The 19,012-nt window shown below is 64.2% G+C and carries 18 protein-coding genes; 5 read left to right on the top strand and 13 right to left on the bottom strand.

Going from position 1 to position 19,012, the window contains the following annotated elements; translation table 11 throughout:
- Window positions 1–26 precede the first annotated feature (26 nt).
- The 6 genes from C5N93_RS13925 to C5N93_RS13900 all read right to left on the bottom strand — a co-directional run bounded on the left by C5N93_RS13925 (window position 27) and on the right by C5N93_RS13900 (window position 6,321).
- Entirely contained in the window at window positions 27–974 is a 948-nt protein-coding gene (locus C5N93_RS13925; RefSeq protein WP_150719790.1) for an SRPBCC family protein, read from the bottom strand.
- Entirely contained in the window at window positions 958–1,314 is a 357-nt protein-coding gene (locus C5N93_RS13920; protein WP_069344280.1) for a metalloregulator ArsR/SmtB family transcription factor, read from the bottom strand. Before C5N93_RS13920 ends, C5N93_RS13925 begins: the two co-directional genes overlap by 17 nt.
- A 55-nt stretch (window positions 1,315–1,369) precedes the next feature.
- Complete coding sequence (locus C5N93_RS13915; protein ID WP_242559727.1) at window positions 1,370–2,281, bottom strand: bestrophin family ion channel; 912 nt, start codon at window positions 2,279–2,281, stop codon at window positions 1,370–1,372.
- Between the two features lie 264 nt (window positions 2,282–2,545).
- Window positions 2,546–3,475 carry a 3-hydroxyisobutyrate dehydrogenase gene (gene mmsB / locus C5N93_RS13910; RefSeq protein ID WP_242559726.1) on the bottom strand — a complete coding sequence of 310 codons (930 nt, stop codon included), beginning with the start codon at window positions 3,473–3,475 and terminating at the stop codon, window positions 2,546–2,548.
- Window positions 3,476–3,518: 43 nt separating this feature from the next.
- Window positions 3,519–5,018 (bottom strand): CoA-acylating methylmalonate-semialdehyde dehydrogenase, encoded by a 1,500-nt coding sequence (locus C5N93_RS13905; RefSeq protein WP_150719794.1) that lies wholly within the window; start codon window positions 5,016–5,018, stop codon window positions 3,519–3,521.
- 64 nt (window positions 5,019–5,082) lie between these two features.
- Window positions 5,083–6,321: an ABC transporter substrate-binding protein gene (locus C5N93_RS13900; RefSeq protein WP_242559725.1), complete on the bottom strand. Its 1,239-nt coding sequence runs from the start codon at window positions 6,319–6,321 to the stop codon at window positions 5,083–5,085.
- A gap of 158 nt (window positions 6,322–6,479) precedes the next feature.
- On the opposite strand from C5N93_RS13900, the gene C5N93_RS13895 reads away from it, so the two are divergent.
- Window positions 6,480–7,469, top strand: a complete 990-nt coding sequence (locus C5N93_RS13895) for a LysR family transcriptional regulator (protein WP_242559724.1) — start codon at window positions 6,480–6,482, stop codon at window positions 7,467–7,469.
- A gap of 48 nt (window positions 7,470–7,517) precedes the next feature.
- On the opposite strand, the gene C5N93_RS13890 is transcribed toward C5N93_RS13895, so the two are convergent.
- Window positions 7,518–8,498 (bottom strand): LysR family transcriptional regulator, encoded by a 981-nt coding sequence (locus C5N93_RS13890; RefSeq protein WP_242559723.1) that lies wholly within the window; start codon window positions 8,496–8,498, stop codon window positions 7,518–7,520.
- 98 nt (window positions 8,499–8,596) lie between these two features.
- Here C5N93_RS13890 and C5N93_RS13885 point away from each other — a divergent pair, with 98 nt between their 5' ends.
- On the top strand, window positions 8,597–9,823 hold the full coding sequence (locus tag C5N93_RS13885) for an MFS transporter (RefSeq protein ID WP_150719797.1): 1,227 nt from the start codon (window positions 8,597–8,599) through the stop codon (window positions 9,821–9,823).
- A 72-nt stretch (window positions 9,824–9,895) separates the two neighbouring features.
- On the opposite strand, the gene C5N93_RS13880 is transcribed toward C5N93_RS13885, so the two are convergent.
- Both C5N93_RS13880 and C5N93_RS13875 read right to left on the bottom strand, forming a co-directional pair.
- Window positions 9,896–10,762, bottom strand: a complete 867-nt coding sequence (locus C5N93_RS13880) for an arylamine N-acetyltransferase (RefSeq protein ID WP_242559722.1) — start codon at window positions 10,760–10,762, stop codon at window positions 9,896–9,898.
- A 124-nt stretch (window positions 10,763–10,886) separates the two neighbouring features.
- Window positions 10,887–11,420, bottom strand: a complete 534-nt coding sequence (locus C5N93_RS13875; protein WP_347403305.1) for a glyoxalase superfamily protein — start codon at window positions 11,418–11,420, stop codon at window positions 10,887–10,889.
- A 378-nt stretch (window positions 11,421–11,798) separates the two neighbouring features.
- Between C5N93_RS13875 and zapE the strand changes: the two genes are divergently transcribed.
- Window positions 11,799–12,842, top strand: a complete 1,044-nt coding sequence (gene zapE / locus C5N93_RS13865; protein WP_242559721.1) for a cell division protein ZapE — start codon at window positions 11,799–11,801, stop codon at window positions 12,840–12,842.
- Here the strand turns inward: zapE and C5N93_RS13860 are convergent.
- The 3 genes from C5N93_RS13860 to C5N93_RS13850 all read right to left on the bottom strand — a co-directional run bounded on the left by C5N93_RS13860 (window position 12,826) and on the right by C5N93_RS13850 (window position 14,359).
- Complete coding sequence (locus tag C5N93_RS13860; protein ID WP_069344272.1) at window positions 12,826–13,020, bottom strand: helix-turn-helix transcriptional regulator; 195 nt, start codon at window positions 13,018–13,020, stop codon at window positions 12,826–12,828. The two genes, zapE and C5N93_RS13860, sit on opposite strands and share 17 nt — an antisense overlap.
- A complete protein-coding gene (locus C5N93_RS13855) occupies window positions 13,017–13,391 on the bottom strand; it encodes a hypothetical protein (protein WP_150719802.1) in 375 nt (124 codons plus the stop codon). Before C5N93_RS13855 ends, C5N93_RS13860 begins: the two co-directional genes overlap by 4 nt.
- 74 nt (window positions 13,392–13,465) lie before the next feature.
- The gene (locus tag C5N93_RS13850) at window positions 13,466–14,359 is read right to left on the bottom strand and encodes a LysR family transcriptional regulator (RefSeq protein WP_242559720.1); all 894 of its coding nucleotides are present in this window, start codon (window positions 14,357–14,359) and stop codon (window positions 13,466–13,468) included.
- 156 nt (window positions 14,360–14,515) lie between these two features.
- On the opposite strand from C5N93_RS13850, the gene C5N93_RS13845 reads away from it, so the two are divergent.
- Entirely contained in the window at window positions 14,516–15,292 is a 777-nt protein-coding gene (locus C5N93_RS13845; RefSeq protein WP_242559719.1) for an NAD(P)H-dependent oxidoreductase, read from the top strand.
- Window positions 15,293–15,435: 143 nt separating this feature from the next.
- Complete coding sequence (locus C5N93_RS13840) at window positions 15,436–16,062, top strand: LysE family translocator (RefSeq protein ID WP_242559718.1); 627 nt, start codon at window positions 15,436–15,438, stop codon at window positions 16,060–16,062.
- Window positions 16,063–16,259: 197 nt separating this feature from the next.
- Here the strand turns inward: C5N93_RS13840 and aceE are convergent, their stop codons facing one another.
- Window positions 16,260–18,938 (bottom strand): pyruvate dehydrogenase (acetyl-transferring), homodimeric type, encoded by a 2,679-nt coding sequence (aceE, locus tag C5N93_RS13835; protein ID WP_242559717.1) that lies wholly within the window; start codon window positions 18,936–18,938, stop codon window positions 16,260–16,262.
- Window positions 18,939–19,012: the final 74 nt, after the last annotated feature.

Genomic DNA, 19,012 nt, shown 5'->3' with positions numbered 1-19,012 from the left:
AGCCACGGGAATCGGGGGACGGATGCTTAGTCGGTGAGCGATGCGCCAAGCGCGTCGAGCAGGAAATTCGTGCCGCGCTCGCGCGAACCGGCATCGTCGTACCCATCCAGGAATGCGCCCTGTTCGGTCATGACGAGATGCGTGCCGCCATCGCGTGCCTTGAGGTCGATGGTGGCCAGCGACACCGAAATCTTGCGCGTGTCGAGATGCATCTCGTAGGCGTAGACCACGCGCGTGTCCTTGACGACATCGTAGTAAAGCGCATCGAACGTCGACACCATGCCGCTTTCCCACTTGCCCTTCGCGACCTCACGTCCGCCGGGACGCACATCCATCGTGCGCTCGATAAGCGTCAGCCCATCGCTGCGCGCGAACCATCGGTCCTTCGCCTCGCGTTCGACCAACGCGCGAAACACGCGTGCGGGCGACGCCGGGTACTGACGTTCGATGCGAAACGTTCCGTGCACGACACTGCGGGCCGTCGGCGCCTCAGCTTCGCGCATGACTTCGCGCCCCAGCTTGTCTAGCGTTTGCGTCCAGCCCTGTCCGGCACCTTCCGGCATCCAGGCGAACGCAGGATCGAGCACCGTGTAGCGCTGTTCGACGTCCAGTTGCGTGCCTTGCGCCACGTCGGTGAAATTCGCCGTCGTCAACGCGCCGAACAGTGCATGCCCCTTCGCATCGGTCACGGTCATGTCGATGACGAGACGCGCGGGGGCATCGACTTCCACGAAACGCCCGCGAATCCAGTGCGACTCACCTTCGGGCGACTGCATGCGCAACGCGAATACGCCGCCCTCGTGCGCCTCGATCTGCGCCTCGGGAATCGTGTAACCGGCCGGGCAGAACCAGCGTTTGACCGCTTCGGTCGAGGTCCATGCCGAGAACACCACCTCGCGCGCCACGGCGTAAGTGCGGCCGACGGTCAGCGGTCGGGGTTGTCCTGTTGCTTTTGCTTCACTTGCGGTCGTCATGAAGGTCTCCTTCGGGCGGCAGGCTGGCCAGATACTCGCCCAATCGGTCGAGGTGGCCTTCCCACTCGTGACGGCGCTGGTTGATCCATCGCTCGGCAAGGCTCAGCGCCTGGGGTTCGATCCGGCACGTGCGCACACGTCCGGCCTTTTCGGTACGCACCAGTCCGGCGTTTTCCAGCACGGACAGATGCTGCATGACCGCCTGCAACGACATCGACAGCGGTTGCGCCAGTGCGCTCACCGACGCCGGCCCCTGTGCCAGCCGCACGAGCATGGCCCGGCGCGAAGCGTCGGCCAGTGCCTGAAAAGTCAGATCGAGGGTGTTGTCATGGTCAAGCATGTGCTTGAGTATAGTCGCGCCAGAAACTAAAGCAAGTACTTTAGTATTAAAAACGTCAGGTAATGATGTGGTGTTCGCGGGCGCGCACCTTCGCCGTATGCTGGCGATGCAGAATTTCCCGCAGCGACTGCTCGATGGTCTCGGACATGGCGTCGAGCGCCAGATCGTTCGGCTCCAGCCCGAACGGCTCTTCGATCTCGGCGCTCACCGCTTCCAGCGCGAAGAACGTGTACGAGATGAACGCGACGATCACCGGCGTCATCGGGCCGATGGAGTCGACCAGCCCGAACGGCAGCAACAGGCTGTAGAGATACGTCACCCGGTGCAGGATGACGCCGTAGGTGAAGGGAATCGGCGTCGTGGCGATACGCTCGCAGCCGCCGATGGCTTCACCGAGACGGTCCAGATGCATCTCCATCACCTGCGCCAGCGGGGCGTCGAGCTGACCGCGCATGCGGCGCTCGCGCAGCCACTCACCGGCCATCAGGAGAAGGGTGATCGGCTTGAACTGCTTGCGCTTGAGGCACGCCACGTCTTCCTTATCGAGCAGACGTTCGAAGTCTGCCTTCGGGTCGGTGCCGCGCAATTGATGGCGCATGCCGTGCACGAAGGCAATCAGATAGGCGACGAAGCGCGGCGAATCGGAGGTGTCCGAGACCAGCGTCATCGACTGACGCGACAGCGCACGCGTCTCGTTGAGCACACTGCCCCAGAGCATGCGCGCTTCCCAGTAACGGGCGTAGCTGGTGGTGTTACGGAAGCCGAGGAAGATCGCGAGCGTAATGCCGATCAGCGAAAACGGGATGAACGTGAGCGGGATCTTCCATTCGAAGATGCGCCCGTGCGCGAGCGTGACGGCAATCGAGATGATCGTGGTGAAAACGAGCTGCGGAGCGATCTTGGGCAAGATCGAGCCGCGCACGACGAATAGCATGCGCAGCCAATGCAGGTTGGGACGGACGATCATGGTGACGAAGGCGCTCGCAAGCGCTGTAAAACCGGCTGTGGGGGTAGCCGTTGGGGCCGGATGATACGCCGATATTCACGGCATTGAAACGGCTTCGACGCCCCGGACAGGTGGACCGCGTCAAATCGTCGCAATGGGCGGGAGGACCAGAGGGCGGGATAGCGGGATAGCGGGACAGCGACGCGCCATGAAACGACGAACGCCCGACGGCGGCGAGCCGACGGGCGTCCGGACACGGGGTTGCGGACAACGCCCGCGATCGGCTTACTTCACCTCCAGCGCCTGCGCGAGCGTGACCGGGTCCTGGAAGATGCTGGAAAAGTCGAGCCCGCCATGACCGTTCGCACGATGCACTTCGAAGATCCGGCGCGCCAGATCGCCCAGCGGCGTCACCACGTCACTCGACTCGGCCGCCCCGTGCGCCAGGCGCAGATCCTTGGCCATCAGATCCGTGGCGAACCCGCCGGTGTACCCCCGCGACGACGCCGCATTCTCCATCACGCCCGGACACGGGTTGTACACCTCCAGCGTCCAGTTGCGCCCGGAGCTTTGCTGCATCACGGCCGAGAGCACCTTCGGGTCGAGCCCGTTGGCGATGCCCAGACGCAGCGCCTCGCTCGTGCCCGCCATCAGAATGCCGAGCAGCATGTTGTTGCATAGCTTGAGCGTCTGACCGGCGCCGAGCGGGCCGCCGTGGTGAATCGCCCGTCCCATGTTGCTCAGCAGCGAACGCACGCGCTCGACCAGCGCCGCGTCGCCACCCACCATGAACGTCAGCGTGCCGGCCGCCGCGCCCGCCGTGCCGCCCGAGACCGGCGCGTCGAGCAACAGCGTGCCCGGGCGGGCGATCTTCGCCAGTTGACGCGGGATCTCCGGCGGCACCGTGCTGCTGTCGATGAGCACAGCCTCCGGTGTCGCGTTCGCAAGCACGCCGTCGGGGCCGTCGTAGGCGGCGAGCACATGTTCACCGGCAGGCAGCATCGTAATGACGACCTGTGCATCGCGCACGGCATCGGCAATCGACTTCGCGGCCTTGCCGCCCGCCGCCGCGAGCCGTTCCACCGCCGAGTCCGAGAGGTCGAAGCCGCGCACCGCGTGCCCCGCCTTCACGAGATTCGCCGCCATCGGCCCGCCCATGTTGCCCAGGCCGATGAAGCCAATGCGCAGCGTCCCTTGTTGAGTTTCCGTAGCCATCGTCTGTCTCCGAAATCTGCGATCTGAGGTAAGCGGGACGCGCTTACTTCAGCGTAATGGTCGTATTCACGCCCGCCGGGCCGGTGCCACGCGCTTGCCAGCGTGCGGTCACGGTCTTCGTCTGCGTCCAGAACAGAATCGCCTGCTTGCCGTTCGGTCCCAGATCGCCAAGCTTCGACGCGCGCGAACCGGTGAAGCTGAACCACGCGACCGGCACCGGAATCGGCAGGTTGATGCCGACCTGACCGACGTCGATCTCGTTCTGGAACTGGCGCGCCGCGCCGCCATCCTGCGTGAACAGCGCCACGCCGTTGCCATTCGGATTCGCGTTGACGAAAGCGATCGCCTCGTCGAGCGTCTCGGCGCCTGCCATGCACAGCACCGGTCCGAAGATTTCATCGCGATAGATGGACATCTCGGCCGTCACGCCGTCGAAGATGGTCGGGCCGACGAAGTTGCCGTCCGGCGCTTCCTTCACCGCGTGACCGCGCCCGTCGAGCAGCAGCTTCGCGCCCTCTTCCACCCCGGCGCCGATGAGCTTCTCCACACGTGCTCGCGCCTGTTTCGACACGAGCGGCCCGACGTCCGCCTTGCGGTCCGTGCCCGGACCGACCTTCAGCGCACGCGCACGCTCGACCAGCTCCGGCACCCACTCGCGCGCTTCGCCCACCAGCACGGCCACCGACGTCGCCATACAGCGCTGCCCTGCCGCGCCGAACGCCGCGCCGAGCAGATGGTTGATGGCCTGTTCGCGGTCGGCATCCGGCAGGATCACGCAGTGGTTCTTCGCGCCCATCATCGCCTGACAGCGCTTGCCCGCTTCCGAAGCGCGACGATAGATATGCGTGCCGACGTGCGTCGAGCCGATGAACGACACCGCCTTGATGTCAGGGTGATCGCAGATGCCGTTGGCCGTGTCCGGCCCGCCGTGCACGACGTTGAGCACGCCCGGGGGCAGGCCCGCTTCGAGCGCGAGTTCCGCGAGACGCAGCGAGGCGCTCGGGTCCTGCTCCGACGGCTTGAGCACGAACGTATTGCCGGTCGCCACGGCCAGCGGGAACATGAAGCACGGCAACATCACCGGGAAGTTGAATGCCGTGATGCCCGCGCACACACCGAGCGGCTCGATGAGGGTGTAGACGTCGACGCCACCAGCCGCGTTTTGCGCGTACTCACCGAGTTGCAGCGACGCGATCGAACACGCATGTTCAACGACTTCGAGGCCGCGTCCGACTTCCCCTTCGGCGTCGGGCAGCGTCTTGCCGTGCTCGCGCGTAATCAGCTCGGCAAGCTCACCCGTGTGATCGCGCAACAATTGCTGGAAGCGCAGCATCACGCGCATGCGATTGGCTTGCGACGTGTTGCGCCACGACTTGTAAGCGGCCTTCGCCGACGCCACGGCGGCGTCGAGTTCTTCAGCGGTGGCAAACGGCACGCGCGCGACGACTTCCTGCGTGGCAGGGTTCACGACATCGCGCCACTGCGACGTCTTCGATTCAACACGCTTGCCGTCGATGAGCAGCGGAATGGTAGGTAGGGACATGACACGCTCTCCAGATCGAAACGAATACGGATGAAAGAATTCGGGGCTGAAAACTGGCTGAAACTTACTTCGCTGCCGTGTTCGTCTTCACGAGCGAACAGGTCGATTTCGACAGCGGCTGGAAGGCTTCCGTCGCGGGGACGGTGGCCACTTTAGTGTAGTAATCCCACGGGCCTTTGGACTCGGCGGGCGACTTCACGCGGAACAGATACATGTCGTGAATCACGCGTCCGTCCGGGCGAATCGACGCGTTATGCATGATCGGATCGCGAATCGGCAATTCACGCATTTTTTGCGCAACGACCTTGGCGTCGACCGATTTCGCGGCCGCTACCGAGCGCAGGTAGTGCAGCACGCTCGAATACACGCCCGCCTGCACCATCGTCGGCTTCAGGTTCTTGTACTTTTTCTGGAAGCGGTCGGACCATTGGCGTGAGGCGTCGTCGTAGTCCCAATAGAAACCGTCGGTAAAGAGCAGTCCCTGCGCGGTATTCAGCCCCAGCGCGTGAACGTCCGAGAGGAACACCAGCAGCGCCGCCAGCTTCTGCCCGCGTTGCACGATGCCGAACTCGCGCGCCTGCTTGAGAACGTTGACCGTGTCCTGCCCGCCGTTGGCGAGCGCCACGACCTGCGCTTTCGAGCTTTGCGCCTGCAACAGGAACGACGCGTAATCGGACGCATTGAGCGGGTGCCGCGACTGACCGACGACCGTGCCGCCGAGCGTCTTCACGATATCGGCAGCGTCTTTTTCCAGCGAGTGCCCGAAGGCGTAATCGACGGTGATGAAGTACCAGGATTTCCCGCCGTCACCCACGACGGCGCGCGCCGTGGCGGCCGATTGCGAGTACGTGTCGAACATCCAGTGAAAGCCGGTGGGGGAGCAGTCCTCGTTCGTCAGACGTGTCGTTGCCGGGCCGGAGAACAGCACGACTCGCTGCTTGTCCATGGCGAGCTTCTGCACGGCGAGCGCGGCGGCGGAATTCGTCAGGTCGGCAATCGCGTCGACGTTATCGCGATCGAACCATTCGCGCGCCTTGTTGGCGGCAACGTCGGCCTTGTTCTGGTTGTCGGCCGACACCAGTTCGACCTTCATGCCCTTGCATTCGGCGGCCAGACAGTCGTCGATGGCCATTTGGGCCGCCACGACCGACCCTGCACCGCCCATGGCCGAATACGTCCCCGACATATCGGTGAGCACGGCCACCTTCACAGGACGATCCGGCAACTGCGCCAATGCGCCCGCAGACGACAATCCCAAACCCGCACCGAGTCCCAGCGCGAGCAGCCACGGCTTGATCTTCATCGCTTTTGTCTCCTTGAGGTCTAATCGATCTCTTCTTGTCTTATGTTTGCGCTGCCGCCGTCTATGCGCGGCGCTCATAAATTGTATTTGTGCGAATTTGCTTTACATAGCGCATCTCTGCATCTACTTTGTGCAGAAATGCACATAGGAGACAGCGCATGGCACGCACCGGCGCAGCACGTCCGATCGGGTCCGCGGGCGCGGCAGTCCGCAGTCAAGGCACGGAACCGAGGCCCGACTGGGACGATCTTCGGTACTTCCTGGAAGTGGCGAGAACGCAGCGGGTGAGTGCTGCAGCGCTGCGTCTGGGGGTCGATCACACGACCGTCTCGCGGCGCGTGCGGGCGCTGGAGCAGGCGCTCGGCACGCTGCTGTTCGACAAGTCGCGCAACGCGGGCTTTGCGCTCACCCCGGAAGGCCAGCAGTTGCTCGTTCACGCCGAGCAGATGGAAACGGCCCTGCAATCGGCCTGCGAACAGGTCGCGGGCCTCGGGCAGACGCTTTCCGGCCACGTGCGCATCGGTTCGACCGAAGCGTTCGGCACTTACTTCGTGACGCCGGTGCTCTCACACTTCCAGCGCGAATACCCCGCCATCGATTTCGACGTGCTGCCGGTGCCGCGCTTCGTAAGCCTGTCCAAGCGCGAGGCCGATCTGGCCATCACCATCGAGCGCCCGCAGCGCGGGCCTTATGTATGCAGCAAGTTGTGCGATTACCGCTTGCAGTTGTACGCGACGCCCGGCTACCTCGCCCGATATGGCGACGTGCAGACGTTCGCCGATCTCGCCGGACGCCGCTTCATCAGCTATGTCGACGAACTCTCCTTCAGCAACGAACTGCGGTATCTGGAGGACATCGTGCCCGGGTGCAACGTCGTGCTGCGCAGCACCAGCGTGATCGCGCAATATCAGGCGGCGTTGCAGGGCGAGGCGCTGGCCATCCTGCCGTGCTTCATGGCCGCGCAGGATGCCCGGCTGGTGCCGCTGCTGGTCGACGACGTGGTCGTCACGCGCAGCTTCTGGATCTACTGCCACGAGGAACTGCGCACGCTCAAGCGCATTACGGTGCTGTGGGATTACCTGCGCGACGCGGCGCAGCGCAACGACACCCTGCTGCAAGGCAAGGCCGGGCGGTTGCAGTTGACCTGACGGGCGGGTCGGATGGCGGGTCTCAGGTATCGGCTACGTCGTGCGGCCTCACCGGATCTTGCGCTGCTCTTCGTCGATGACGGCAGGAATTGCGGTGCGCATCGCTTCGATGAAGCGACGCAGACGCGCGGGGTAATACTTGGCGTACGGGTAGATGATGTACATCGGCAGCGCCGTCGAACGCCATTGCGGCACCAGCTGAATCAGACGCCCTTGCGCGATGTCCTCGGCCATCACCCAGGCCGACGCCACGCCCACCCCCAGCCCGCGCAATGCGGCACTGCGCAATGCGAACAGATTGTCGGTACTCATGCGCGGGTCGAATGTGATGCGCTCGGACGCATGTGTCTGCCGGTGCGTGAGCGTGAGTTCGGTGCGATAGAACGTGGTGAGCGCGAGCCACGGCAGGGCAAGCAGGTCCGAGGGGTTCTCGGGCATCGTGCGCCCGCGAAGCAGATCGGGAGATGCGACGACGATACGCGGCACGTCCGTGAGCAGGATCGCTACGTTCGACGGGTCTTGCAGCTCGCCCACGTGAATCGCGCAATCGACGCCTTCGGCAATGAAGTCCGGCTCCCGGTCCTGCAAGAACCAATGCACCTTCATTCCCGTGTAGCGCTCCAGAAAATCGGCGAGCGGCCCGATCATCATGTCCTGTCCGAACGCGTGCGGCACGTGCACCCGCAGCGTGCCTTCCGGCTCGTCGCCCGTGCCTCGCAGATCAGCTTCGAACGCCTCCCAGCTTGTCACGAGTTCCTTGGCCCGTGCGAAGCAGCGCTCGCCGTCTTCGGTGAGTTTCATGCGATGGGTCGAGCGCTGAAGCAGGCGCAAGCCGAGCGAGCGCTCCAGCATTTGCAGCCGGCGGCTGACGGTCGGCTGCGTGGTGCCGAGCAGCGCCGCTGCCGCCGACAGACTGCCGGATTCGACGATGCGCACGAAGGTCTGCATCAGCTCGACGCGGTCGGCGCCGGTCGACCGGGCAGCGGGCGTGCCAAGGGCCGATTGAGGGGGATCGAGGGGCTCTGTCATACGTCACGCGTATAAAGGTTGTACGGATTATAGGTCTACCGCTGCACCGCACCAAGCGAGACACTACGCGCCGTACTTCGCTACTGGAGCCTCACCCCATGAGTTCCGCACAACTTTCCAATTCCGCCGCGCCTGCGCGGCCTCAGCCCGAGCTATCCGCCCGGCTGATTCTGCTGCTGGCCACCGGCACCGGCCTTACGGTCGCCTCGCTGTATTACGCGCAGCCGATGCTCGGCATCATGACCGACGACATCCACGCGGCCAACACGACCGTCGGCTGGGTGCCCACGCTGACGCAACTCGGCTACGCGCTGGGCATTCTGCTGCTCGTGCCGATGGGCGACATCATCGACCGTCGCCGCATCGTGCTGGTCAAGGGCGCGATCCTGACGCTCGCGCTGCTGCTCGCGGCCTTCGCGCCGGGCATCGGGACCTTGCTCGTCGCGAGTCTCGCCATCGGCCTCACGGCGACGATGGCGCAGGACATCGTGCCGGCGGCCGCCACACTCGCCCCCGAGTCGATCCGGGGACGCGTCGTGGGCACCGTCATGACCGGTCTGCTGCTGGGCATTCTGCTCTCGCGGGTCGTGTCCGGCTTCGTCGCGCAGAACTTCGGCTGGCGGGCGATGTACGTTGTCGCCGCCGTCAGCGTGGCCGGTTTCGGCGTGGTGGCGTGGCGCAGCCTGCCGTCCTTCCACCCGACGACGCAGATGACCTACCGTCAGTTGATCGGCTCGGTGGCGAGTCTGTGGCGTCGTCATCCGGCATTGCGCCGCGCGGCGTTCGCGCAAGGGTTGCTGTCGGTCGGATTCAGCGCGTTCTGGTCGACGTTGGCCGTGATGCTGCACGACGCACCGTTCCATCTGGGGGCCGCCGCTGCGGGCGCCTTCGGTCTGGCAGGGGCCGCGGGTGCGCTGGGCGCGCCGATTGCCGGGCGTATCGCCGACAAGAAAGGCCCGCAAGTGGTGACACGTCTGGGCGCCGCGATGGTGGCCGTCTCGTTCGCGGCGATGCTCTTCGCCCCGATGTTGAGCCCTCATGCGCAACTGTGGCTGATCGGGCTGGGCGCCATCGGCTTCGATCTCGGTGTGCAGGTCGCGCTGATCTCGCACCAGACCATCGTGTACGGCATCGAGCCCGCCGCACGCAGCCGCCTGAACGCCGTGCTGTTCGTTTGCGTGTTCATCGGGATGTCGCTCGGCTCGGTGCTCGGCTCTCAGGCGCTGGCTCACTGGGGCTGGACCGGGGTCGCCGCGCTCTCCACACTGGCCGCGCTCGGCGCACTGGCCGTACGGATGTGGCCGGGAACGACGTCGGCACACTGAGTATTGACGAAACAAGGGCCTTGCAGACAGTCGGCCGTCTGCAAGGCCCTTTCTCTTTTGGGGCAACGACGTTCAGCGAACGACAGGCTTCGCCGCACCGGCCAGCGCCCGCTCGAACAATTCGTGGGCGTCGATGGCAGCGAGATTCAGGCCGAAACGCCCTTCGAGCACGTCCACTAACGCAGATGCCGACGCGATCTCCGTCTGCGCCGTCACATCACCCTTCGGCCCGCGCTCGATGAGATTGGTATCGAGCAATGCCAGACGCCCTTGCGCTTGCGGCAACACGCGGCAGGCCATCAGATGATTGGTGAAGATCGACTCCGGCGCACTGGACGTATACCAGTTCCCCAGCTTGTAATCGATCCACTCGGCGGGCCGGGGCGTGAAACGGTAGGTCGGCAGCCATGTCTGCGCCGACTTCACGCTCAGGCGGTATTCGCCAATCGTTTCGCCATCGCTTGCGCGCACGGGTTCCAGTTGGAAGACTTCTAGCGGCGTCGTCTGCTCTCGCGACGTGCCCAAGCGCAGCGGCGCAGTCAGCGTCACCGAACCGAAACCGACATCGGCGAGCCACGATTCGCCGCCCAGCTCGACACGCAGCAGCATGTGCGTGAGTGGCGCTTCGTCCGTGAAGGCGCGGCCCCAGGCGACGCGTCCGATCAACGGCGTGACGTGGAAACCGAGATACGTGAGCGCGCTGGCGAACAGCGCGTTCTGCTCGAAACAATACCCGCCGCGCCCGGCGTCGACCAGCTTGCCGACGACCGACGGCAGATCGACGTTGACGGGCTTGCCGCGAATGGGATCGAGGTTTTCGAAGGGAATCGCCAGCGGATGCAGCGCATGCACCGCGCGCAACACGTCGAGCGTGGCTTCATGCGGACCGGAGTAGCCGATGCGCCGGAAATAGCGCGCCGGATCGAACGATTGGGACATGCCGGACTTCCTCTCAGGAGATGCGGACATACGCAGAGCACATACGTTAGCGCATCCGCCGCCGCCGTGCGTAAAGTCCCGGCGGAAGCGGGGGGACAAGCGGGGGACATCGCCCCTATCGCGATCAGTCGTTCGATTCGCAGAAGCGAATGCGGTTATTGAACGGATCGGTCACCGTCATTTGCTTGCCCCAATCGAGCATCTCGATCCCGGGATTCATATTGGGATAACGCTTGCCGGACAAATCGCGCTGGTACGCTTCGACACCTCGCATGAAAACGAAGGTCGTCGCCCCAGGGCTGGCGTCGCCGAAATGGCCCGACAAGTGCAACGTCATGCCGGCGCGCGAGACCTGACAGTAGAGCGGCATGCCCTCGGCGAAGCGATGCTCCCAGTCGAGTTTGAAGCCGAGAAAGTCCACATAGAATTCACGCGCCTTCGCTTCGTCGAAGATCCGGTGAATCGGGGCGACGGTGTCGAAGACGATACCGTCGCTGGCCGCAGAAGCGACCTTGGCGGCGAGCACGTTCCAATCCGCGAAGCCGAATTGCGCGGCGACGGATTCGAGTGCCTGAGCGTGGGAGATGTCGATGCCCTCGCGCGCGAGACGTTCGCGCAGGGACTTTGCCATGATTTTGGCGTCGAGATAGGTTCGCATGTTGGCCATCCTGGATAGCGTTCGTCGGCGACGCATTCGATCAGTGCCCGCGTTGCTGATGCGCGTCGCCTGATGAACGGGACGGACATGCGCTTGCCTGCGATGCTTTCACCATCCCCCGGCAGCGTTTGACGAGGGGCGAGCGGCAGGCAGCATCGGCCTTCGCCGGATTCTAGCAGCATTGCCTTGCTGCGACATCACACGTCGTGGGCCGTGGATCATGAGTCAAGGGCCGGGACGCTCGCCCGGCGCCCGCGCAATGCCGAAACGCGATGGGTACCTTCGGAATTCCATATTGGCGAGCGTGTCGCCACGCCGGTATAGTGGCGCTCGTTGGCCGCACGCCTGTGACGGCCGAAGCCATCCGGAGTGCCTTTCATGATCGATGCTGCGCGAGTGATGCAAGCGCTGGCCGAGCGCCCCATAGCCCCCGACGCGCGCCAACGCGACGCCATCGCCATACTCGCGCGCCTCGGCGCATCCGCCAACGCCACGACCGTCACCTATGACGGCGTGTATTGCTACGGATTGCCCGGGCGCGGCAAGAGTCTGGTCGTCGATGCGGCCTTCGCCGTGGCGGCATGCGAAAAGCGCCGCGTGCACTTCCACGAATTCCTGCGCGACATCCACCGGCAACTCGTGCGCGAACCGAAGTGCGACGACCGTCTCGCTGCGGTGGCGAATCGCTGGCTCGATGGCGTCGAACTGCTCTGCTTCGACGAATTCCACGTCCACGATATCGCCGATGCGTTCCTCATCGGCCGCTTCCTCGACATCGCGCTCGCACGCCGCGTGCGGCTGGTGCTCACGTCGAACTATGCACCGCAGCAGTTGCTGCCCGACCCGGAGTTTCACGAACGCTTCGAGCCGACCATCGCGGTGATTCTGCAACGCTTCGCCATCGTCCATTTCGACGGCGCGACCGATTACCGGATGGGTGGCGAGAGCGCATTGATTCCCCGCTGGATCTCGCCGTTGACTGATGCACACGAGACCCTGTCGGCCCGCTACGCCGAGCTGGAAGGACTGCCCCCGACCGGAGCGTCGGAAGTGACGGTCGCAGGGCGCGCGCTGGCGGTTCGCAGCGCAGGAGATCGTGTGTTGTGGGCGGACTTCGACGCGCTGTGCGTGGCGCACCGCTCCCATCTCGATTACCTCGGACTGGCCGAGCGATGGCAGACGCTGATCGTCGACGCGTTGCACGTCGAGCAGCTTCGTCGACCGGACACGTTGCAGCGCTTTCTCTGGCTCGTCGATATCGCCTACGACCGGCAGCGCACGCTGCTGATCGCCTCCGATGCCCCGCTCATCCCCGCACTCGATGCGCTGAGCGACTGGCGTGACCTGTCGCGCACGATCAGCCGTCTGGCCGAGATGGGCTCGCGCGATTACGAACGCCGCACGCTCATTCGTCCTCGCTGAAGATCTCCTCGATGCGCAGACCGAACACGCGCGCGATGGTGAACGCCAGCGGCAGGCTCGGATCGTAGCGCTCGTTCTCGATGGCGTTGACCGTCTGACGCGAGACGCCGAGCGCTGTTCCCAGATCACTTTGCGACCAGCCGCGCGCCAGACGCAATGCCTTGATCTCGTTTTTCATCGATAACGTCGCGCGCAAAGGAAACCGGAGACGACCCACAGCGTGCACATCAGCGGCCACACGACAAACAGCGACAGCTTGGGGAAACCCACGCCTTCGAGAAAACCGTAACCGAACGTGATCAGCCCCGTGCCCGCGAACGAGACGGAAAACGATTCCAGTTGAATGCGTCGCTGCAATTCATCCATACGACGAAGATTACGCACGATGGCCCAGCACATCGCAAAGCCCGGCAACATCGGCAGCAGCGCGATCGGCACCCGGGCACTCAGGGGCAGATCGGGCATCGCCTGCAACACGCGAATCGATCCCGCCAGCACCACCACGTAGGCGAGCAACGCTCCGCCCATCTCTTTCACATAACGCGTCATCGTGCCTCCTCATGTAAAGCGTGCTTTACACAATAAGTGAAACCGATCCATGTGTAAAGTTTCTTTTACATGACTCAGATCACGCTTGCGATGCACTCCCGCAGCCAGCGATGCGCGGGGTCGCGATGCACGCGCTCGTGCCAGTACATCGAGATCTCGAAACCGGGCAGATCGACGGGAGCCGCCGTGATCTGCAATGCCGGGTCGTCGCGCACGAGGCGTTCCGGGGTCATGGCGACGAGATCGGTCTGCGCCAGCGCCGCGCGCAGGAACAGGAAGTGCGGCACGGAGAACACCACGCGACGCGACATGCCGAGTGCGGCCAGCGCGTCGTCGGTGCTGGCGTGGAAACCCCCGCCGTCCTGCGAGACGATCGTGTGATCGAGGTCGCAAAACTGCCTGAGCGTGGGACGCCGCTTCAACTTCGGATGCCCGCGCCGTCCGACCAGCACATAGCGCTCGGTGAACAGTGCCTTGCGATGCAGTGCCTCGGGCGCGTTTTCTGTCGTATGAAAAATGACGTCGACCGCGCCTTGCTCCGCCTGCCGCTCCAGCCGCGACGGTTCGAGATCGAGCACCGCCAGACGCGCCTTTGGCGCCTGCGCCCGCAACACCTGAAGCAGCGGCAGCACGATGGTCGATTCGGTGTAGTCGGTCGCGGCGATTCGCCACGTCAGCTCGGCGCTGCCCGGATCGAATGGTGCTGCGGGGGCCACCGCGCGGGAGAGCGATTCGAGCGCCTCGCGCAGCGGTTCGCGCAACGACTCCGCGCGCGCGGTCGGTCGCATGCCGCGCGGCCCGGGTAGCAGCAACGGATCGTTCAGCAGATCCCGCAGTTTCGCCAGATGCACGCTCACCGCCGGCTGGGAGATGTGCAACCGCTCGGCAGCGCGTGTGACGTTCAGCTCCGAAAGCAGCACGTCGAGCGTGACGAGCAGATTCAGATCGATGCGGCGCAGATTAACCATCGCAATAATCCATTGTTATACCTGACATATTAGGAATTCATTTCCAATATACCTGTGCCGCACCTAAGCTGCATTCGTTCTCTTCTTTTGCCGCATCTTTCACCATACTTTTCGCCTCACCGAATCGAATGCGCCGACTGGCGCCGGAGTTTGACCATGAATGTCCTGATCGTCTACGCCCACCCGCAACCGCGCTCGCTCAATGGCGCGCTTCGCGATTTCACCGTGCAGCATCTGGAAGCTGCCGGTCATCACGTGCAGGTCTCGGATCTGTACGCCATGCAATGGAAGACCACCATTGACGAGCTGGACGCGCCGCAACGCGACCCGAGCGAGCCGTTCCACGCATCGCTCGATTCGAAGAAGGCGTTTCAGAGCGGCACGCAGCGCGCCGACATTGCACGCGAACAAGACAAGCTGCGCTGGGCCGACACGGTGATTTTCCAGTTCCCGCTCTGGTGGTTCTCCATGCCCGCGATCATGAAGGGCTGGTTCGACCGCGTGTATGCGTTTGGTTTCGCTTACGGCGTGGGTGAGCACTCGGACTCGCATTGGGGCGATCGCTACGGCGAAGGCAGCATGGCCGGCAAGCGCGCCATGCTGATGGTGACGACGGGCGGCTGGGATTCGCATTACAGTGCGCGCGGCATCAACGGCCCGATCGAAGACGTGCTGTTCCCGATCCAGCACGGCATGCTGTTCTACCCCGGCTTCGACGTGCTGCCGCCGTTCGTCGCTTACCGCACGTCGCGCGTGGATGCCGAGGGCTTCGCCGCGCTCACGCACGCACTCGGCGAACGTCTCGATACGCTCGCCACCACGCCGCCGATTCCCTATCGTCGGCAAAACCATGGGGAGTACGACATTCCGGCACTCACGCTCAAGCCCGAAATCGCTGAAGGCCGGACCGGGTACGCCGCTCACGTCGCCTGACGACGCGATGCCGATCGGCGCGGTAGCGAAGCCCCAAGGCACCAGCGTTTGCCGGGGGTTTCGCCGGTCGGCTTGTCGCGCGTGACGGTATCTGCAAGACTGACGGCTTCGCGCTGTCGGCGCGCCAACACCGGTCTCTCGTCATGCACCTCTCCACGCTCGCGATTTACGCGACGGCCGCCCTGATCGGCGGCCTGATCCCCGGCCCCACGACACTGCTCGCGCTCGCGAACGGCATCTCCGGTAACTGGCGTGTGGTACTGGTCGGGATGTGTGGCGCCGCGCTGTCGGACCTGCTCGTGGTGGTGGCCGTCGGCGCCGGGCTCGGGGCGTTGCTGATGGCGTCTGCGACGCTGTTCGCGACGGTCAAATGGGTCGGCGTGGTGTATCTCGTGTGGCTGGCGATCCAGTTGTGGCGCAGCCATCCGCAGGATCTGAGTCAGGTCCGGATCAAGTCCGATCTGAGCGCCGGGCGCGTGTTCCTGCGCAGCTTCGGCGTCGGCCTGACCAATCCGAAGATTCTGCTGTTCTTCTCGGCGTTCCTGCCGCAGTTCGTCGATACGTCGATGCCGCTCGCGCCGCAGTACGCCGTGTTGGCCGTCGTGTCGGCCGGCGTCGATATTCTCGTGATGACGCTCTATGCGACCGGCGGCGTGCAAGCCGCCCGTCTGATGACGGCGCGCAGTCTCAAGCAGTTGAATCGTGTCTGCGCGGTCGTGATGTTCTCGCTGGCCGGCGGCCTGGCGTTGTATCGCAAGACCGGCAACTGAAGCGTTTAGGACGTTAAGGAACGCATCAGGGAATCACAGGAAAAACTACAGGTGAAGCGCGGTGCGCCAGCCGCCCCGCGCCTCACCTTTCCCCCTCTCTACTGCCTCTCTACCACCTCTCTCCTGCTTCTCCGGCCTCTCCTGCCTATCTGGCCTATCCGGCCTCTCTCCTGCTTGCTGCTCCCCCGCTGACTTCCTCAAACCGTCGTCGGATCCAGCTTCTCCGGATCGATGCCGTACTTGCGGATCGCCGCACCCACGCGCTCGCGCGGCAGCACGCCGGCATCGGCCAACGCGCCCAGCGCGGCAAGCACGATGAAGTGACGGTCCACCTCGAAGTACTTACGCAGCGACTCACGCGTATCCGAACAGCCGAAGCCATCGGTGCCGAGCGTCACGAAGCGGCGATCGTGCACGAACGGGCGAATCTGATCGCCGACGATCTTCATGTAATCCGTGGCAACCACGACCGGGCCCTTACGGTCTGCGAGACATTGCTGGACATACGGCACGCGCGGCGTCTGCTCCGGATGCAGCAGGTTCCAGCGCTCGACCGCCAGCCCTTCGCGACGCACTTCCGTCAGGCTCGTCGCACTCCAGATGTCGCTCTGCACGCCGAAGTCGTCGCGCAGCAATTCGCTCGCCGCAATCACTTCGCGCAGGATCGAACCACTCCCCATGAGTTGAACGCTCGGGGCATCGGCGTCCGATGCCTGCGCTTCACGTAGCAGATATAGGCCCTTCAGAATGCCCGCCTCTGCGCCCTCGGGCATCGCCGGGTGCGAATAGTTTTCGTTGAGCAGCGTGACGTAGTAGTAGACGTCTTCGTTGTCGACGTACATGCGCTGCATGCCGTTCTGAAGAATCACGGCCAGTTCGTACTGGAACGTCGGGTCGTAGGCCACGCAGTTCGGGATGACGGACGCGAGCACATGGCTGTGGCCGTCGTCGTGTTGCAGGCCCTCGCCCATGAGCGTCGTGCGCCCGGACGTCGCGCCCAGCATGAAGCCACGCGTTCGTGCGTCGCCCGCCGCCCAGGCGAGGTCGCCCACGCGTTGCAGTCCGAACATCGAATAGAAGATGTAGAACGGAATCGTGGCGTAGTTGTGCGTGCTGTACGACGTACCCGCTGCGATCCACGACGCCATGGCCCCCGACTCGTTGATCCCTTCCTGAAGAATCTGACCGTCGAGTGCTTCCTTGTAGAAGCTCAGTTGACCGGCGTCCTGCGGCGTGTAGCGCTGCCCCTGGAACGAGTGAATCCCGATCTGGCGGAACAGCGGCTCCATGCCGAAGGTGCGCGACTCATCGGGCACGATGGGCACCACGCGCTTGCCGATCTCCTTGTCCTTGAGCAGCGCCGTGAGAATGCGAACGAACGCCATCGTCGTCGACATTTCACGCTCGCCCGTGTCCTTCATCTGTGCAGCGAACGTGCTCAACGGAGGAATCGCCAGCGGTGCGCTCAGGCCGAAGCGCGCCGGCTGATGGCCACCCATCGCCGCGCGACGTGCCGCGAAGTAACGTCCTTCCGGGCTGTCCGGATCGGGGCGCAGGTACGGCATCTCTGCGAGTTGATCGTCCCGCACCGGCAGGTCGAAGCGATCGCGGAACGCGCGCACGGCGTCGGCGCTCATCTTCTTCAACTGGTGATTGACGTTCTGCCCTTCGCCCGCTTCCCCCATACCGAAGCCCTTCACGGTCTTGGCGAGAATCACAGTCGGACGCCCTTCGGTTTTCATCGCCTGCGCGTAGGCCGCATAGACCTTGAGCGCATCGTGGCCGCCGCGGGCGAGTTGCCAGATGTCGTCGTCGCTCAGATGCGCGACCATCGCCAGCAATTCGGGCGACGCGCCGAAGAAATGCTCGCGCACGTAAGCACCGTTCTGCGACTTGAACGTCTGATAGTCACCGTCGACGCACGCCATCATGCGCTCGCGCAGCAGGCCGTGGACGTCCTTTTCCAGCAGCGCATCCCAGCCGCTGCCCCAGATCACCTTGATGACGTTCCAGCCCGCCGCACGGAAGGTGCCTTCCAGTTCCTGAATGACCTTGCCGTTGCCGCGCACCGGGCCATCCAGCCGTTGCAGGTTGCAGTTGACGACGAAAACCAGATTGTCCAGACGCTCGCGCCCGCCCAGCGAAATCGCGGCCAGCGACTCCGGCTGATCCATCTCGCCGTCGCCAAGGAACGCCCACACTTTGCGCCCCTGGTGCTGCTTCAGGCCACGGTATTCCAGATACCGCATGAAGCGCGCCTGATACGCCGCGGTGATCGGACCGAGGCCCATCGATACGGTGGGGAATTGCCAGAAATCGGGCATCAGTCGCGGATGCGGATACGACGAAATGCCCTCGCGACCGGCTTCACGGCGGTAGTTGTCGAGTTGCGCTTCCGTGATGCGTCCCTCGACATAGGCACGCGCGTAGATACCCGGCGCGGAGTGGCCCTGCACGTAGATCATGTCGCCGTCGAAGGTATCCGTACGGCCACGGAAGAAGTGATCGAAACCCACGTCGTAGAGCACGGCTGCCGACTGATACGTCGCGATGTGGCCGCCAACGTTCGAGTGCTTGCCTGCGCGCAGCACCGTCACCATCGCATTCCAGCGGATGAACGCGTTCAGACGGCGTTCGATGGCCAGATCGCCCGGGTAAGCCGGCTGGCGCGACGGCGTGATCGTGTTGACGTAATCGGTCGTCACGCGGGTGTGGAAGTCGCCGTGCTGCGCAAAGTCCCATGCTGCAAGGCGGTCGATCAGGAAGTGCGCGCGCGAGCGGCCCTCGACAGCGGTGACGCCTTCGAGCGCGTCGAGCCACTCGCGCGTTTCCTGGATATCGGTGTCGGCGCTCGCCACCACAGGCAATTGGGTCATGACATCTCTCCTTGAGATCACGGAACGGGGCGATTGCCAAAATGCATCGAATGAATTGCAAATGCAATCGTATT

Origin of the sequence: Pandoraea sp. LA3 (assembly GCF_022696215.1) — a bacterium.
Lineage (GTDB): Bacteria > Pseudomonadota > Gammaproteobacteria > Burkholderiales > Burkholderiaceae > Pandoraea > Pandoraea capi.
Note: the sequence above shows the minus strand (reverse complement) of the source record. Positions and strands in the feature narration are given on the sequence as shown.

Excerpts from the sequence above, each read along its gene's own strand:
- C5N93_RS13925 (WP_150719790.1), bottom strand. The coding sequence starts at position 974 with ATGACGACCGCAAGTGAAGCAAAAGCAACAGGACAACCCCGACCGCTG.
- C5N93_RS13920 (WP_069344280.1), bottom strand. The coding sequence starts at position 1,314 with ATGCTTGACCATGACAACACCCTCGATCTGACTTTTCAGGCACTGGCC.
- C5N93_RS13915 (WP_242559727.1), bottom strand. The coding sequence starts at position 2,281 with ATGATCGTCCGTCCCAACCTGCATTGGCTGCGCATGCTATTCGTCGTG.
- mmsB (WP_242559726.1), bottom strand. The coding sequence starts at position 3,475 with ATGGCTACGGAAACTCAACAAGGGACGCTGCGCATTGGCTTCATCGGC.
- C5N93_RS13905 (WP_150719794.1), bottom strand. The coding sequence starts at position 5,018 with ATGTCCCTACCTACCATTCCGCTGCTCATCGACGGCAAGCGTGTTGAA.
- C5N93_RS13900 (WP_242559725.1), bottom strand. The coding sequence starts at position 6,321 with ATGAAGATCAAGCCGTGGCTGCTCGCGCTGGGACTCGGTGCGGGTTTG.
- C5N93_RS13895 (WP_242559724.1), top strand. The coding sequence starts at position 6,480 with ATGGCACGCACCGGCGCAGCACGTCCGATCGGGTCCGCGGGCGCGGCA.
- C5N93_RS13890 (WP_242559723.1), bottom strand. The coding sequence starts at position 8,498 with ATGACAGAGCCCCTCGATCCCCCTCAATCGGCCCTTGGCACGCCCGCT.
- C5N93_RS13885 (WP_150719797.1), top strand. The coding sequence starts at position 8,597 with ATGAGTTCCGCACAACTTTCCAATTCCGCCGCGCCTGCGCGGCCTCAG.
- C5N93_RS13880 (WP_242559722.1), bottom strand. The coding sequence starts at position 10,762 with ATGTCCCAATCGTTCGATCCGGCGCGCTATTTCCGGCGCATCGGCTAC.
- C5N93_RS13875 (WP_347403305.1), bottom strand. The coding sequence starts at position 11,420 with ATGCGAACCTATCTCGACGCCAAAATCATGGCAAAGTCCCTGCGCGAA.
- zapE (WP_242559721.1), top strand. The coding sequence starts at position 11,799 with ATGATCGATGCTGCGCGAGTGATGCAAGCGCTGGCCGAGCGCCCCATA.
- C5N93_RS13860 (WP_069344272.1), bottom strand. The coding sequence starts at position 13,020 with ATGAAAAACGAGATCAAGGCATTGCGTCTGGCGCGCGGCTGGTCGCAA.
- C5N93_RS13855 (WP_150719802.1), bottom strand. The coding sequence starts at position 13,391 with ATGACGCGTTATGTGAAAGAGATGGGCGGAGCGTTGCTCGCCTACGTG.
- C5N93_RS13850 (WP_242559720.1), bottom strand. The coding sequence starts at position 14,359 with ATGGTTAATCTGCGCCGCATCGATCTGAATCTGCTCGTCACGCTCGAC.
- C5N93_RS13845 (WP_242559719.1), top strand. The coding sequence starts at position 14,516 with ATGAATGTCCTGATCGTCTACGCCCACCCGCAACCGCGCTCGCTCAAT.
- C5N93_RS13840 (WP_242559718.1), top strand. The coding sequence starts at position 15,436 with ATGCACCTCTCCACGCTCGCGATTTACGCGACGGCCGCCCTGATCGGC.
- aceE (WP_242559717.1), bottom strand. The coding sequence starts at position 18,938 with ATGACCCAATTGCCTGTGGTGGCGAGCGCCGACACCGATATCCAGGAA.